The 13,848-nt window shown below is 66.5% G+C and carries 18 protein-coding genes; 17 read left to right on the forward strand and 1 reads right to left on the reverse strand.

The window, feature by feature from the left end; all coding sequences use genetic code 11:
- Positions 1–32 precede the first annotated feature (32 nt).
- The 12 genes from AC1RRS_RS08810 (at position 33) to AC1RRS_RS08865 (ending at position 8,490) form a co-directional block, all read left to right on the forward strand.
- Positions 33–545, forward strand: coding sequence for a hypothetical protein (locus AC1RRS_RS08810; RefSeq protein ID WP_492854815.1), 513 nt, complete (start codon positions 33–35; stop codon positions 543–545).
- Entirely contained in the window at positions 545–1,969 is a 1,425-nt protein-coding gene (locus tag AC1RRS_RS08815; protein ID WP_492854817.1) for a hypothetical protein, read from the forward strand. Before AC1RRS_RS08810 ends, AC1RRS_RS08815 begins: the two co-directional genes overlap by 1 nt.
- Before the next feature lie 42 nt (positions 1,970–2,011).
- The gene (locus tag AC1RRS_RS08820) at positions 2,012–3,010 is read left to right on the forward strand and encodes a hypothetical protein (protein WP_492854818.1); all 999 of its coding nucleotides are present in this window, start codon (positions 2,012–2,014) and stop codon (positions 3,008–3,010) included.
- An 80-nt stretch (positions 3,011–3,090) separates the two neighbouring features.
- Positions 3,091–3,339, forward strand: coding sequence for a hypothetical protein (locus AC1RRS_RS08825; RefSeq protein WP_492854819.1), 249 nt, complete (start codon positions 3,091–3,093; stop codon positions 3,337–3,339).
- A complete protein-coding gene (locus tag AC1RRS_RS08830) occupies positions 3,339–4,241 on the forward strand; it encodes a hypothetical protein (RefSeq protein WP_492854820.1) in 903 nt (300 codons plus the stop codon). The genes AC1RRS_RS08825 and AC1RRS_RS08830 overlap by 1 nt, the downstream gene beginning before the upstream one ends.
- A complete protein-coding gene (locus tag AC1RRS_RS08835; RefSeq protein ID WP_492854822.1) occupies positions 4,241–4,594 on the forward strand; it encodes a hypothetical protein in 354 nt (117 codons plus the stop codon). Before AC1RRS_RS08830 ends, AC1RRS_RS08835 begins: the two co-directional genes overlap by 1 nt.
- Before the next feature lie 3 nt (positions 4,595–4,597).
- Positions 4,598–5,437, forward strand: a complete 840-nt coding sequence (gp17, locus tag AC1RRS_RS08840) for a tail completion protein gp17 (RefSeq protein ID WP_492854823.1) — start codon at positions 4,598–4,600, stop codon at positions 5,435–5,437.
- Positions 5,438–5,490: 53 nt separating this feature from the next.
- Entirely contained in the window at positions 5,491–6,996 is a 1,506-nt protein-coding gene (locus AC1RRS_RS08845; protein WP_492854824.1) for a phage tail sheath protein, read from the forward strand.
- Positions 6,997–7,017: 21 nt separating this feature from the next.
- Positions 7,018–7,449, forward strand: a complete 432-nt coding sequence (locus AC1RRS_RS08850) for a hypothetical protein (protein WP_492854825.1) — start codon at positions 7,018–7,020, stop codon at positions 7,447–7,449.
- Positions 7,450–7,451: 2 nt separating this feature from the next.
- On the forward strand, positions 7,452–7,823 hold the full coding sequence (locus tag AC1RRS_RS08855) for a hypothetical protein (protein WP_492854826.1): 372 nt from the start codon (positions 7,452–7,454) through the stop codon (positions 7,821–7,823).
- 35 nt (positions 7,824–7,858) lie between these two features.
- Positions 7,859–7,990, forward strand: a complete 132-nt coding sequence (locus AC1RRS_RS08860) for a hypothetical protein (RefSeq protein ID WP_492854827.1) — start codon at positions 7,859–7,861, stop codon at positions 7,988–7,990.
- Positions 7,990–8,490 (forward strand): phage virion morphogenesis protein, encoded by a 501-nt coding sequence (locus tag AC1RRS_RS08865; protein ID WP_492854828.1) that lies wholly within the window; start codon positions 7,990–7,992, stop codon positions 8,488–8,490. The genes AC1RRS_RS08860 and AC1RRS_RS08865 overlap by 1 nt, the downstream gene beginning before the upstream one ends.
- A 10-nt stretch (positions 8,491–8,500) precedes the next feature.
- Here the strand turns inward: AC1RRS_RS08865 and AC1RRS_RS08870 are convergent, their stop codons facing one another.
- Positions 8,501–8,782, reverse strand: coding sequence for a hypothetical protein (locus AC1RRS_RS08870; protein ID WP_492854829.1), 282 nt, complete (start codon positions 8,780–8,782; stop codon positions 8,501–8,503).
- Positions 8,783–8,853: 71 nt separating this feature from the next.
- On the opposite strand from AC1RRS_RS08870, the gene AC1RRS_RS08875 reads away from it, so the two are divergent.
- The 5 genes from AC1RRS_RS08875 (at position 8,854) to AC1RRS_RS08895 (ending at position 13,848) form a co-directional block, all read left to right on the forward strand.
- Positions 8,854–10,689 (forward strand): hypothetical protein, encoded by a 1,836-nt coding sequence (locus AC1RRS_RS08875; protein ID WP_492854830.1) that lies wholly within the window; start codon positions 8,854–8,856, stop codon positions 10,687–10,689.
- A 1-nt stretch (position 10,690) separates the two neighbouring features.
- Entirely contained in the window at positions 10,691–11,647 is a 957-nt protein-coding gene (locus AC1RRS_RS08880; protein WP_492854831.1) for a LysM peptidoglycan-binding domain-containing protein, read from the forward strand.
- A gap of 103 nt (positions 11,648–11,750) precedes the next feature.
- On the forward strand, positions 11,751–12,875 hold the full coding sequence (locus tag AC1RRS_RS08885; RefSeq protein WP_492854832.1) for a hypothetical protein: 1,125 nt from the start codon (positions 11,751–11,753) through the stop codon (positions 12,873–12,875).
- Positions 12,872–13,456 (forward strand): phage baseplate assembly protein V, encoded by a 585-nt coding sequence (locus AC1RRS_RS08890; RefSeq protein ID WP_492854833.1) that lies wholly within the window; start codon positions 12,872–12,874, stop codon positions 13,454–13,456. Before AC1RRS_RS08885 ends, AC1RRS_RS08890 begins: the two co-directional genes overlap by 4 nt.
- Positions 13,457–13,464: 8 nt before the next feature.
- Positions 13,465–13,848, forward strand: a complete 384-nt coding sequence (locus AC1RRS_RS08895; protein WP_492854834.1) for a hypothetical protein — start codon at positions 13,465–13,467, stop codon at positions 13,846–13,848.

The raw sequence follows: 13,848 nt of genomic DNA on the forward strand, positions 1-13,848 counted from the left end.
CAATGGCCCGTCGAAAAGCCCAGGAAAAGCCCGTGACCGACACCACCGAGACGGTCGAGACCGTCGAAACCATCGTGGATCCCAACGTCGCCGCCCTGGTCGCCGCCGGCCTGTCCGCCGAAGAGGTCGAAAGCATGACCGCCGAGGAGCGAGCCGAACTGCTGGCCGCCTCCGAGGAGGGCGCGACCATCATCGGTCTGGACCCGGGCGCGCCCGGCGGAGACCAGACCGCCGTGGCCGAAGTCACGGTGGCGGGCGGTCAGGTCGTCGAGGCTCGCCCGCTGGAAGGCGAAGAGGCCGCCGCTGTCCTGGAGCAACTGGCCGAAGCGGAGGGTGTCGATGGACCGGTGTCGCACGCCTGTTTCGTCGACAGCCTGCGCGGCCTGGACGCGCTGGATGGCCACGTGATCTCCGCCCCCGGCCACCTCGAGCAACTGGACGTCCATACCGAGGAATACGTCGGCCAGATCCGGCGCCTGACCGGTGGCGACCAGGGGCTGATCCGCTACGTCCTGACGATGCTCGCCGAGCGCCTGGGCGTCTGATGGCTGGCCGCTACGTCGCCCGCTACCTCACCCCGGAGTGCGCGGCGGCAGTTGTCGAATGGGCGCGTGGCCAAGGCTTCGTGAACATCACGCCGGCCGACAAGCTGCACACCACCATCGCGCACAGCAAAGCCGACTTCGACCTGACGCCAGACGGCGGCGAGGTCCTCGTCTCCGGCGACGACCGCGACATCGTCCCCCTGGGCGACAAGGGCGCGATCGTCCTGCGCTTCCAGTCTGCGGCTTTCACCGCCCGCTGGAGCGAGGCCATCGCCGCCGGTGCCGTATGGGACTTCGAAAGCTACATGCCGCACCTGACCATCGCCTACTGCGGCGAGCCGTCCGGCGGCCTCGACAGCGTCTCGCCCTTCACCGGCGACCTCGTCTTCGGGCCTGAGGTGCACGAACCCCTGAACGACAACTGGGTCGAGGAGAACGCCATGCTCGCTTCGGCCATGCACCTGGACGGCATCAGCGCCATGGCGCTCAACATGCCGGCCGTGGCCAACCACCCTAACCGCATGCCCTTCTCGGGCGTGCTGACGCAACTCGATGTGCCCTCGGACCGCGCCCCGCACGGCTCCAAGGGCAAGAAGGTGATCCTCAAGACCGCCGCCGCCAAGGCCGCGCTGCCCTCCCTGCTGGGGATGGGGGTCAACTTCACCGAAGACTTCGACGGCCACGACGTCACCGCGAAAATCGGGGTGATCACGGCCGCGACCGTCGAGGACGGGGCCATCCATGTCGATGGCTTCATCTACGCACGCGACTATCCAGTCGCCGCCGCCAGCATCAAGGCCAAGAAGGACGTCCTCGGGTTCTCCTACGAACTCGCGGACATCTACGCCAACGACGAGGGCGGCTGCTGGGGGATCACCCAGTGCGTGTTCACCGGCGCCGCCATCCTCCGCAAGGACAAGGCCGCCTACGAAAGCACCTCGATCGCCGCGTCAGCGGATGGAGAATTCAACATGACCCCCGAACAACTGGCCGCGCTCGGCCAGACCATCGCCGCCGCCATGACGCCGGCGCTGCAACCCCTGACCGACGGCATCGCCCAGGTGCAGGCCTCGCTCCAAGCCGCCGCCGAAGCCGAGACCAAGCGCCTGGCTGACATCGCGGCCGCCGCCGATGCTGAAAGCAAGACCAAGGCCGACCAGGAGCAGGCCGACAAGATCAAGGCCCTGGAAACCCAGATCGCCGACCTGAAGGCCGCCGCCGACAAGGAAAAGCAGCCCGAGCGCAAGACGCTCTCGCCGCAGATCGCTGCCTTGATGGCCAAGGCCGACCTGACCATCCCCGAGGGCGGCAAGCTGACCGTCGGTGCGGTCGACACGGCCCTGGCCAAGACCAACCTGAACCCCGTCCAGCGCATGCAGCTCAAGAACGAGCTGGAGCGCAACGGCGCCCTGGCCGCCGCCTAACCGGCCGCCGCTCGCAACCCTGACCCAGAGAGGACATCCCCGATGACGGCCACGGCCCAATTCGACACGATGAAAGCTGCGGCCGACTATCTCGGCAACGGCGCCATCCACGTGAACCTGTACGAGTCGGAGATCGCCGACATCGTTCGCCGCAAGAGCGTGTTCATCGACCGCGCTGACCACGTGCCGGCCACCGGCTCGCCCCACCGCTACTTCGAGCAGACCGCCATCGTCACCGGCGGCTTCACCGATCCGCGCAACATCACTCCGTCGGCCGGCGGCCCGACCCGCGTCGAGCGCTCGGCCGCCTTGAAGGCGATCACCGCGCAGTCGAACTTCGGACTGTTCGACGTCCAGGTGACCCAGCAGCAGGGCCGCTTCGCCTACGTCGAGGCCAAGGACGTGGCGGACATCATCGACGCCTGCGTCGTCACCGCCGCCTCCGCCGTATGGTCGGGCACGGACACCTCGCTGACCACCCCGACCACGAACCAGTACGTGGGCCTGCTGCGGCAGATCACCAACCAAGCCCAGATCGCTCTGGGTGCCTCGATCATCGATGGCTTGAAGACGAAGGTGGCCGCCATGATGGCGAACACCACGTTCGCCCCCGCGCCGACGGCGTTCTACATCAACCCGCTGCTGGGCGACATGATCGACCGTGAAGCCAAGGCGATGAGCATCGACCTGGGCAAGGTGGTCGTCGCCGGCGTGACGGTCCGCGCCCTGGAAACCCAGGCCGGAACGCTGCCGCTGATCTCCGATCCCTTCCTGCCGGCCACGACCGACAACAGCTTCGGCTTCACCGCGCCGGGCTCGGGCAACTCGAACTACTTCGCGGTGATCGTCTCCGAGCCCTGGATCGAGATGAGCTACATCAACCCGAACGGCGACAAGAACCCGCAGCTCTTCCAACTGGGCCTGCTGGCCGGCCTGCAGAAGCAGTTCGTCGCCGTCTGGTTCAACAACGTGATCGCCAAGGGCGCCAGCTACGCGCACGCCGTGGTGGCCATCACGCGTCCGACGGTCGCCGCCGGCTAACCCAGCGCCGCTTCTCCCCAGCGCCGAACCCTCAGAAGGGCGGTCTTCGGGCCGCCCTTCTGCTTTTCCGGAAGGCCCCGATGAAGATCTACCAGCAAGGCCCGCGCCAGGGCGTCTTCGACATGATGGTCTGCCCCGGCGGCCACGAGCCGGCCGAGTGCCCGCGCGACTGGTTCCGTGAGGACGGTTCACCCATCATGTTCAATGTCCGTTTCGAGAACGGCAAGGCCGAGGTCCCTGGCAACTTGGGGCGCTACATGATCAAGCACGAGATGGCCTTCCGCTCGCCGCTGATCCTGCCGGCCAAGCCGCAGTTGATCGCCGCCTGATGAGCTACATCGCGCTCGCCAACGCGGCGGAGTGGGGCCTCGCGGGGGCCACCCAGCCGATGCTCGATGCGGCCACGGCGCTGGTGAACGCCTATCTTCGCCGATCCGAGGGGGTGGTGTGGGCGCCCGACGCGGCTGGCGCGCCCTGCTACATGGCAGGCCTGACGCCGACCCGCGCCCTGGCGTTGAGCCACGCGATCGTGGCCGGCCAGGCCGCCACCGTCACCGCTCCTCGCTGGGTGGCGAGCCAGGATCTGCTCGGCGAGGTCTTCGTGGTCGATCGCGAGAACACCGACAAGGTGGAGGCGATCGTCGTTTCGGGCGTCACCGAAACATCCATCACCTTCGAGCCGTCGGCCTTCGATCACGACGCCGGCGCGTCGTTGGAGGCTGGGCTTGTTTTGCTGGAGGAGCGTCATCTTCCGTCGAAGCGCCCGATCATGCGCATCACGCGCGGCCCGGCCGTTCGGTTGCTCTCTGGAAGAGGGCGCTATGGGTTCGGACGCCGCACGGACCAAGCGCTCGGCATCCCGGCGGACTACGGCCTGATTACCAGCCTGCAGTTCATGGGCGGCCCGCCGTCGTGGATCGGTTTCGACGTCCACCAGGCCAGCGTCAGTGACGCGACCGGTGAGGTGTGGATCCCGGCCGGCGTCTACGGCGCGTCCTTCACCGAGGTCCGGCTGCGCTACGTCGCCGGATGGTCCCAGGCGAACCTGCCGCCCGCCATCCTCAGCGCCACCGCTGCCGCCGCCGGTGCGATCCTTGATGCGCCTGAGATGACCGGCAACATCAAGATCTATCAGGCCGGCGGGACGAAGGTGGAGCGGTTCGCCGACGACCTCCTCGACGCCGCCAGCCGCGCCGCCCTTGAGCCCTATCGAGCCCACGCGTTCGGCTGATGTCGTTCCTCTATCCCCGAACCATCACCATCACGCGCCCCGCGCCCCAGGAGGGGGAGGGGGCGATCGGATACGGCGGCCAGACGCCGGCTATGGCGGCGCCCGTCTCCGGAGGCAACGAGTTGCCGGCGAGCATCCAACTTCGCCGTGAGGGCCAGAAGAGCCCGGTCGGACTGCCCGGCGATGGGACCGCGCCTTACTGGGACATCTTCATCCCGCGCCGCGCCACCGCGCGCGGCCTCGTCAAGGCCCGGGACATCGTCACCGACGACCTCGGCGAGGTCTATCAAGTCAGCGCCCCCTACTGGGACAGCATGGGTCACCGGCTGCGCTGCATGAAGCTGGAGGCCTGACGCATGGCCGACCTGTCCGACGTTGAGAACGCCCTGCGCGACCTCATCGCGAGCACCCTCTACCCGACAGGCGCGCCGCCATCGGTCGTCGGCTCCGCGGTCGTGGTCTATGCCGGCTGGCCCGACCCGCAGACACTCGACCGGGACAAACTGGCCGGGAAGAGCCACGTCTCGATCTATCCCCGCAAGGGCGACCGGAACACGACGCGCCAGGACACTGGGTGGCGCGAGGTTGGGCGCAACGCCGCGACCTACACCCTGACCGCCTCGGGCCAGACCGTCACGGTCGGCGGCGCCGCTCCCAATCCCTACGCGCCGCAGAACCTCGTCCTGATCATCAACGGCCAGGCCGTGGCGTACCAAGCCACCGCCGGTCGGACAGCCGCCCAGGTGGCCGCCAGCCTCGCCGCCCTCGTCACGGGCGCGACCGTCGCCGGCGCGGTGATCACCCTGCCGGCGACCGCCCGGCTGACGGCCGCCCGTGTTGGCGTTCAGGGCCAGGCCATGAAGGTGGTACGCAATCAGGAGAAGTCGTTCCAGCTCACGATCTGGGCGCCGACCAACGATCTGCGGATAGCCATCGCCAAGGCCATCGACCCGGTGCTGTCCGATACGCCGCGCCTCGCCCTCGCGGACGGCTCGATCGGCCGCCTGACCTACCAGTCCTCGGAAGACAACGACTTCGACCAGCGCCAGGGCCTGTTCCGGCGCGACCTGAACTACACCGTCGAGTTCGCCACCACGCGCGTCCAGACCTTCGAGGAGGTCGTGGTCGCACAGCTTGAGTTGTCGCGCTCGATCGACCTCGTGACGCCGGGCGAGACCCTGCACCTCACCGCCTGAAACCCCCGCCAAAAGCACCGCCTGCGAGCGGTTGCGCCTGCCTGGAGGCCTGAATGACCATCTCCACCCAGGGCACTGTGAACCTGTCGGCGCTCACGGTCCCCGATCTTTACATCAATGTGCAGCCGCCGCCGTCGGTGGCGCTGAACGGCGTGCCGGCCGACATCATCGGGATCGTCGGCACGGCCAACTGGGGTCCGAAGAACAGCCCGACCATCATCGGCAACTTGTCGGACGCCACCGTGGCCTTCGGCCCGGTCCAGAACCGGAAGTACGACCTCAACACCGCCGTCGCGATCGCCCAGCTGCAGGGCGCCAACAACTTCCGCCTGGTCCGCGTGACCGACGGGACGGACGTGGCCGCCACCGTCGCGGTGCAGTCCACCTGCCTGACGCTGAACGCCAAGTACACCGGCTCGCGGGGTAACAGCCTCCAGGCCTCGATCGGCCCTGGCACGGCGGCCGGCACCTACAAGGTATCGCTGGCCCTTCCGGGTGTCCTGCCTGAGACCTTCGATAACCTCGCGCTGGGCGCGACGGGCAACGCCATCTGGGTCGCCATCGCCAACGCCATCAACAACGGCGTCTCGGCCACCCGGCCGGCCTCCAATCTCGTCACCGCGACGGCAGGCGCCGGCACCGCGACTCCGGTGAGCGCCACCCTGACCCTGGCCGGCGGAACCGACGGCGCCACCACGATCACCTCGTCAGTGCTTCTGGGTGTCGACACCGCGCCGCGCACCGGCATGTACGCCCTGCGCGGCACTGGCTGCGCCCTGTTCATGCTCGCCGACTGCGACACGGCTGCCAGCTGGTCCACTCAACTGGCCTTCGGCCTGTCCGAGCAGATGCAGGCCGTCGGCGTCAGCCCGGCGAGCGACACCCTGGCCAACATCGCCACGACCCAGACCTCGGACAGTCCGTGGTTGAAGGTGATCTTCGGCGACTGGGTCTACTGGCTCGACACCGTCAACAACGTGGTGCGCCTTGTCTCGCCGCAGGCCTTCTACTGCGGGCTGAAAGCCTCGATCGGTCCGCACCAGTCGGCCCTCAACAAGCAACTGCTCGGCGTGGTGGGGACGCAGCGCTCTTACGCCAATCAGCTGTATTCCACGGCCGACCTGACCGCGCTGGCCGCGGCCCGCGTGGACGTCATCACCAACCCGTGCCCGGGTGGTTCGTTCTTCGGTTTCCGCTTCGGTCGCAACACCTGCTCGGACGCGCCGCGCCGCCAGGACAGCTACACGACCCTGACCGACTACATCGCCGTCACGCTCAACGCCGGCGCCGGCAAGTTCGTCGGCCAACTGCTGACGCCCGACGAAATGCGCGAGGCCCAGAACACGATCGGCGGCTTCCTCCAGACGATGTGGGAAGCGGGCCAGATCGGCAGCGCCGACGGCTCGGTCCCCTACAGCGTGACCATTTCGTCGGGCGCGCCCGGCACGGGCACGCAGAAGGCCGTGGTGATGGTCCGCTACTACGACGTCATCGAGTTCTTCGTCGTCGATCTCACCGGCGGCGCCTCGGTCGTCATCCAATCGGCCGTCGCGGCCTAACCCGGACATCAGGAGAACCCAATGCCCGTCAACGGCTACAGCGTCGGCAAGGACGTTTCACTCGACATCACCAGCCCGGCCGGCCCGGTTCGCTGGAAGGTCCGCACCGGCTGGTCGGCCAAGCCCAAGCACGGCGACATCGAGGTCAAGCGCCTGGATGGCGTGGTCGATCACCTCTATCTGCCGCAGGGCTGGCTGCTCAACTTCGACCTGGAGCGCCAGGGCCCTGAGTTGGACGCCTACTTCGCCACCGCCGAGGCGAACTACTACGCCGGCCTCAACAATGGGACCATCTCGGTCACCGAGACGATCACCGAGCCGAACGGCGCGGTCTCGCAGTTCCGCTACACCAACGTCGTCCTCAAGCCCGATGACCTCGGCGACTGGAAGGGCGACGGCACCGTCAAACAGAAGGTGTCTGGCATGGCCTCGCGCCGCATCAAGGTCGCCTGATCATGACCCCCAAGCTCACCGTGAACGAAACCCCGACCGAAGAGATCATCGCCCAGGCGGTGCAGCCGGTGCAGTTCAAGGACGGCCGCGGCCGCTGCATCACCCTGAAGAAGCCGGGCGTGCTGGCGCAGTTCCGGCTGGTCAAGTTGCTGGGCGACGCCGCCCAGAACCAGACCTACATGGCGATGCTGTTTCCGCTGCTCTATGTGGCGGAGATCGACGGAGACGCGCAGTTCTTCCCGCAGTCGGAAGCGGAAATCGAGGCGCTGATCCAGCGCCTGGACGAGGACGGCGTCGGCGCCGTCATGGTGAAGGTGCAGGAAGTGTTCGGCGCCCAGGATCCGGAGGCCGCCAAGAGCGAGGTCCGAAAATAGCAACCAGTCCAGCGCTGCAGGAGGCGCTGTGGCTGGTGCACAATGGGGTCGATGTCGACCTCGCGTTTCGCCTCGATGACGTCCAGCGCGCCGCCTGGGCCATCGTCTTCTCAGGCTTCGCCGGGCGGCGCTTCAACTGGTCGCGGTTCGAGTTCGAGGAGGATTGATGAAGTCGTTCTCCTCCCTCGGCGATTTCGCCGTGCACCTGGCCGGCCAGGAAGTGACGTTCGTGGCGGCCTTGCACGCCGGCTTGCTGCGTGCCGCCACGAAGGTTGAACAGACCGCGAAGGGCGAGTTCGGGAAGTACCAGCCGGCGGTCGGACCTCATCCTGGCTGGCCGGAACTAGCGGACGCCACCAAGGACGATCGGGTTCGCCAGGGCTTTACCGATAATGACCCGCTGCTGCGAAGCGGCGAGGCGCGCGACAGCATCGAAAAGCAGGTCGGGCTGCTCGAGGCGGTCATCGGGTCGAAGGATAAGCGGCTGCTCTACTTCGAGATGGGAACCGCGAAGATGCCGGCCAGGCCGGTGCTTGGGCCGGCAGGCTGGCGGAACAAGGACACCATCATGAAGTTGGTCGGGGGCGCCGCACTGGCGGGCCTCGTCGGACCGGACATGATCCATTCGGCTCTTGGCTACGACATTGACCTTGGGCGCGGCGACTGATCCGCCTCGCTCACGGGTTGAAGAGCATCTGGCCGATCAGGAAAACCAGTAGCCCGCCGCAGGCGAAGATGATCGCGGCCAGAACCGCCAGGGCGACCACAAACACGCCCATGCCGAGCAGGGCCATGAGAGCCTGCTCGATCGACAGCTTGGCCGGCGCACTGTGCGTTTGAGGCGGCCGCGCCTCTTCAGTGAAATTCGGCCGCCGAACGTGGTGGTAGCGCTTGGGGCGATAGGCCGATGGGCCAAGGTCGATGATCTCGACCTCGGCTCCATGCAGCTCATGGATCATGCGCTCAAAGCGCGATCGGCGTTTTCGCATCCCGACAGTCTACCGAATACGTCGCGAAATCAGGAGTTGAAATGTTCGAAGCCTATAGCGTCGGCATCCGAATCTCGCTGATCAACGGCGTGGCCGGCGGCCTTCTGGCGCTGAGCCGCCAGTTCGGCAAGGTCGACGGACAGGTCAAAGACCTTCAGGTCCGGCTTGACCGGCTGGGCCGCACCCTCGCGGCCGGCGGCGCTTTCGCCGCGGCAGGTGGCGGCATTCTAGCGATGGTGGGGAAGACCCTGCCAGCCGCGAAGGCCTACACCCATGAGCTGGCGCAGATGAATATCGCCGGCATGAAGCAGGTCGAGATCACGCGATCCATCAAGGCGGCCTGGGATGCCACCGCGAGCGTGCCAACCTCGAAGGTCGCCGAAAATCTGTCGGCCATCCGCGAGCTTCGCAGCGTGGTCGGCTCGACTGGAGAGGCGGTCAGCATCTTGCCGACCGTGCTTAAACTTCAGGCCGTCTTGTCGAACGTGAAGGGCGTGAAGGACGCGAAAGGCACCGCCTACGACGTTGCCAAGCTGCTCGATATCCGTGGCGCCAGCATGGATCCGGCGCGGTTCCGCAACGAGTCGGACATGATGTTGAAGGCCATCGTGATGTCGGGCGGCACGCTCGATGCGAAGGACTTCTTCTCGACCGGCAAGTATGGCCGCTTGGCCACCCAAGGCTGGTCGCCGGAGTTCCTCTACCAAATCCTGCCGACCCTCATGCAGGAAATGAAGAGCGGCGGCGGATCGGGCGGCGGCGGCGGCCCTGGCAACGCGCTGATGAGCGCGTACTCTGCCGTCGTTGGCGGAACGATCACCCAGAAGTCCCTGGCTATGTGGGATCGCCTTGGTCTGCTCGACCCGACTAAGGTGGTGTGGACCAAAAGCGGAGCTGCGAAGGGGGTTCTTCCCGGCGGCATCAAGGGGACGGCTCTATTCCAAGAGAACCCCTATGCCTGGTCGCAGCAAATCCTGATGCCCGCCCTACGGGCCGCGGGGGTCACCGCGCCGAAGGAGCAGCAGCAGTACCTGCAAATGCTCTTTGCCAACCGAACCGCCGGCTTCGCCATGTCGCAGCTTGCGCTACAGCCGGTGAAGTTTCAGCGCGATCAGCAGATGATCCGCGGCGCCCAGGGGATGGAGGCCTATCAGACGCTTCTAAAAACTGACCCCATCATGGCCGAGGCGGCGCTGGCGGCCCAGTGGAACAACATCAAAACCCGCCTGGGAATCCAAATACTCCCCGATTTGCTCGACGTGCTTCAAAAGCTGATCCCCTATCTGGTCAACTTCACGAAATGGCTGGGTGAGAACGAAAAGAGCGTTCGGTTCTTCATGCGGGGCGCATCGGCTCTGGGCTTGGTGCTCACTGCGATCGGCGCGCTGTTGACCGCTAAGGCCTTCGTTGGAGGATTCGGGCTGCTTCTGCAGGTGCTTGGCGGCGGAGTGGGCATCCTTCGCTCGGCGGCCGGTCTTTTCACCGGCCTGTTGACGCCGATAGCGCAGATGGCCGGGCTGTCCACGACTGGATTGCTGGCGACGCTCGGCGCCCTGACCTCGTTCCTGGGCTTGGCAGCCGGCCTGGCCAATCGAATGAAGGGTGACGCTGATCGAGTGAAGGCCCACGATCCGGGCTACAACTTCTGGACAGCGCCTTTCACCAATACGGGCCAGCCTGGCCGGGGGTCGCCGTTCGTGCCAGCTGGCGGCGGCAACGGCGCGCGCATGTCCGGCGATGTGAACCTTGATGGCCGGAAGGTGGGCGATGTTCTCTGGCGGCAGGGCGCGCGTCTGGACGGGCTGCCGGACGCCAATCGGTCGGACTACGATCCGGGCATGAGCGCGGGCTATGGTCGCGTGACGGGGTGGAACTAATATGAGCGACACCACCGTCACCCTCGGGGACTTCGAGTTCAAGCGCTTCGAAATCCCTGAGGTCATTCCGTTCGGCGGAGAGCAGGCTCTCGTCGTCCACCAGTTGGTGGGCGGCAAGCGCGTAGTCGACGCCATGGGCGAGGCGCCCGAGCCGCTGTCGTGGTCCGGCCGGTTCCAGGGCGAGGGGGCGCTTGAGCGCGCCCGATACCTCGACGGCCTGCGTAAGGCTGGAAAGCCCCTGCTGCTGACGTGGTCGGAGCTTTCCTTCCTCGTCGTCATCCGGCGGTTCGTCGCCAACTTCGAGCGGGCCTACCAGCTTCCCTACCAGATCACCTGCGAGGTGGTGGAGGACCGGGCCGCGCCCGTCACTGAGCTTGCGGCGACGTCCCTCGACGACCAGATGCTTGAGGACCAGGACACGGCCAATGGCCTGGGCGACGAGATCGGCGATAGCCAGCTGAGCAAGCTGCTCACGTCCCTCGATGCCGCGGTCAGGAAGGTGTCCGATTTCGCCACCGCGACCCAGGCGACAATCAACTCGGTGCTGGAGCCGATCGCCGCCGTGCAGGCGCGGGTCAACGTTCTGGTGTCGTCAGTCGGCAATACCCTGTCGTCGGTGACGACGCTGGGCGGCGTGCTGCCCAACAATCCGATCGCAGAGACGGTCAGCGGCTTCACCAGCCAACTGGTGGCCGCCCAGCAGGCGCCGCTGCTCTACAACCTGGGTTCTGTCCTTGACCGGATGAGCACGAACCTGGCCGCCGACGGCGTGGCGGGGTCGCTGGTCACACAGGCCGGTGGCTCGCTCTACCGGATCGCCAGCGAGACCTATGGCGACCCGTCGGGCTGGACCACGATCGCCAAGGCGAACGGCCTGCTGGATCCGGTGCTCGATGGACTGAACACGGTCCGCGTCCCGCCGACGATGAACGACACAGGAGGCGTGCTGACCGCTTGATGCGGCGGCCGTTTTCGGAGTAGGTTTCAGCTAACACGGCGCCGTGCGCCACGGACAAATGGGTCGCCTCAGGGCGGCCCTTTTGCGTTTCGGGGGCAACCTAATGCGGAACCAGCTGCCGGCGTTGTCGGCCGCGCGGCGGCCGCGCGGCTTGGTCAAGGTCAATGGGGCCGCCCTGGAAGGTTGGCTCGACTGGGACGTCGACACAAACACCTTCTACTCGGCGGACACTTTCTCGATCCGCTTCGCGCTCTCCCTGCTACCGCTAGAGCGCAATGCGGACTGGTGGTCCCGCCAGTCGCAGGTGGAGATCGAGATACTGGCGGGTTTCCCGGCTGATCCGGCCGCGCCCCAGTCCAGTGAGTTCGTCTCCTGGATCCTGGGGCGAGTAGACGACCTGTCGATCGATTGGGCCGGCGGCCTGCTTTCGGTCTCCGGACGAGATCTGACGTCGGAATTCATCGACGCCAAGACGTCCGAGAAGTTCGTCAACCTCACCAGTTCCGAAATCGCGACGAAGCTGGCGGTCAGGCGCGGTCTGACGCCGGTCGTCACGGCAACAAAGACCAAGGTCGGGCGGTTCTATGAGATCGACAAGGTCCGGCTGCAGAACGAGTCGACCGAGTGGGACCTCCTGACCTGGCTCGCCCAGGAAGAGCAGTACGTCGTGTGCGTGCGCGGGCGGGAGCTCCACTTCGTTCCCAAGCCGACCGAAAGTCAGGCCCCCTATGTGTTCCGCTGGACACCAGGCGAGGACGGCGGACCGCCGAGCTTCAACGGCGCGCGTCTGACCACTTCGCGCAACCTCACGCTGGCGCGTGACATCAAGGTCACCGTCCGTAGCTGGAACGCCAAGAACAAGAAGGCCTTCACCAAGACCGCCACGGCGACTAAGACTAAGAACGCCGTGACCAAGAGCGCGGGGCGGCCGGTCACGCCGGTACAGGAATTTTCCTACACCATCCCCGGATTGACGCCTGAACAGGCCACCCAGCGCGCCCAGCAGCTTCTGGCTGACCTGTCGCGCCAGGAGATGAAGCTCTCGGTGGACGGGCCAGCCGACAATCTCCTGACGGGCCGCGACGTGATCTCGGTCGAGGGCACCGGGACTGCGGTCGATCAGGTCTACTACCCCGATAGCATCGTCCGCTCCATGTCGCGCCAAGGCGGCTATTCATGGCGGATCGAGGCCAAGAACCACAGCCCCGAGAGCGAGGTCAGCCTATGAGCTTCGTCCGGGTTCAGAACGTAATGAAGCGCCAGGCGCTTCTCGCCGTTGCCTCGATGGCCAAGCCGCGCATGGGCATCGTCTCCAGCTACGATCCGGCGACCTACGCCGCAAAGGTCCGGCTGATGCCGGAGGACGTGGAGACGGGCTGGTGTCCGATCGCCACGATCCGGGCCGGCAACGGCTTCGGAATCTACGCGCCACCGAACATCGACGATCAGGTGCTGGTGCTCTTCCAGGAGAGCGCCACAGAAGCGGGCATCATCGTTGGCGCGCTCTACAGCGACGAGGACCGCCCCCAGGCTGTGCCGGCCGGCCAAGTGCTCATCGCACATGAAGAGGGCGCTTCCCTGCACTTCAAGGCCGGCGGTGTGGTCGAGTTGGTTGCGCCGGGCGGGCTTAACGCCATCGCCGACACCACGATCACAGGGGCCCTGACGGTTTCCGGCGATATCACCGACCAGACCGGCTCTGGCAACGCCGTCACGGTCAAGGCGCACCGCGACGCCTACAACCAGCACAAGCATCAGGTGCTCGCTGTCGGCGCGCCAACCGCGCTCTCGGATCACCTCGTCACCTAGGGGGCGTAATGCCGAACCTTACGGACCTGACCGAGCCGGCGCACAGCTGGGGCGGCGACATCGCTGCATCAGGAACCGGTGACGTCGCTGTCGCTTCCCTGGTCGAGCGTTCCAAGCAGCGCGTGCTGCGCCGGCTGCTCACTGCGCCGGGAGAGTATCTGGCGCGCCCCGACTATGGGGCGGGTCTGCCGGCTTATGTGGGGCAGCTGGCCGAGCCGGCGAAGATCAAGGCCCTGGTGCGCGGCCAGATGCGGCTGGAGGCCACGGTTGCGGCGTCTCCGGAGCCGCAGGTCGCGGTGATCGCGATCACCAACGGGATCTCCCTCCAGATCTCCTACACCGTCGCGCCCGAGCGCATCCCGGCCGTCCTGTCGTTCAATCTGGAGGCCTAA

It is taken from the genome of Caulobacter sp. GW821-FHT12A07, from assembly GCF_058807655.1.

Coding starts and splice junctions, on each gene's coding strand:
- AC1RRS_RS08835 (WP_492854822.1), top strand. CDS start 4,241: ATGTCGTTCCTCTATCCCCGAACCATCACCATCACGCGCCCCGCGCCC.
- AC1RRS_RS08875 (WP_492854830.1), top strand. CDS start 8,854: ATGTTCGAAGCCTATAGCGTCGGCATCCGAATCTCGCTGATCAACGGC.
- AC1RRS_RS08825 (WP_492854819.1), top strand. CDS start 3,091: ATGAAGATCTACCAGCAAGGCCCGCGCCAGGGCGTCTTCGACATGATG.
- AC1RRS_RS08855 (WP_492854826.1), top strand. CDS start 7,452: ATGACCCCCAAGCTCACCGTGAACGAAACCCCGACCGAAGAGATCATC.
- AC1RRS_RS08815 (WP_492854817.1), top strand. CDS start 545: ATGGCTGGCCGCTACGTCGCCCGCTACCTCACCCCGGAGTGCGCGGCG.
- AC1RRS_RS08890 (WP_492854833.1), top strand. CDS start 12,872: ATGAGCTTCGTCCGGGTTCAGAACGTAATGAAGCGCCAGGCGCTTCTC.
- AC1RRS_RS08870 (WP_492854829.1), bottom strand. CDS start 8,782: ATGATCCATGAGCTGCATGGAGCCGAGGTCGAGATCATCGACCTTGGC.
- AC1RRS_RS08850 (WP_492854825.1), top strand. CDS start 7,018: ATGCCCGTCAACGGCTACAGCGTCGGCAAGGACGTTTCACTCGACATC.
- gp17 (WP_492854823.1), top strand. CDS start 4,598: ATGGCCGACCTGTCCGACGTTGAGAACGCCCTGCGCGACCTCATCGCG.
- AC1RRS_RS08895 (WP_492854834.1), top strand. CDS start 13,465: ATGCCGAACCTTACGGACCTGACCGAGCCGGCGCACAGCTGGGGCGGC.
- AC1RRS_RS08820 (WP_492854818.1), top strand. CDS start 2,012: ATGACGGCCACGGCCCAATTCGACACGATGAAAGCTGCGGCCGACTAT.
- AC1RRS_RS08885 (WP_492854832.1), top strand. CDS start 11,751: ATGCGGAACCAGCTGCCGGCGTTGTCGGCCGCGCGGCGGCCGCGCGGC.
- AC1RRS_RS08830 (WP_492854820.1), top strand. CDS start 3,339: ATGAGCTACATCGCGCTCGCCAACGCGGCGGAGTGGGGCCTCGCGGGG.
- AC1RRS_RS08880 (WP_492854831.1), top strand. CDS start 10,691: ATGAGCGACACCACCGTCACCCTCGGGGACTTCGAGTTCAAGCGCTTC.
- AC1RRS_RS08865 (WP_492854828.1), top strand. CDS start 7,990: ATGAAGTCGTTCTCCTCCCTCGGCGATTTCGCCGTGCACCTGGCCGGC.
- AC1RRS_RS08845 (WP_492854824.1), top strand. CDS start 5,491: ATGACCATCTCCACCCAGGGCACTGTGAACCTGTCGGCGCTCACGGTC.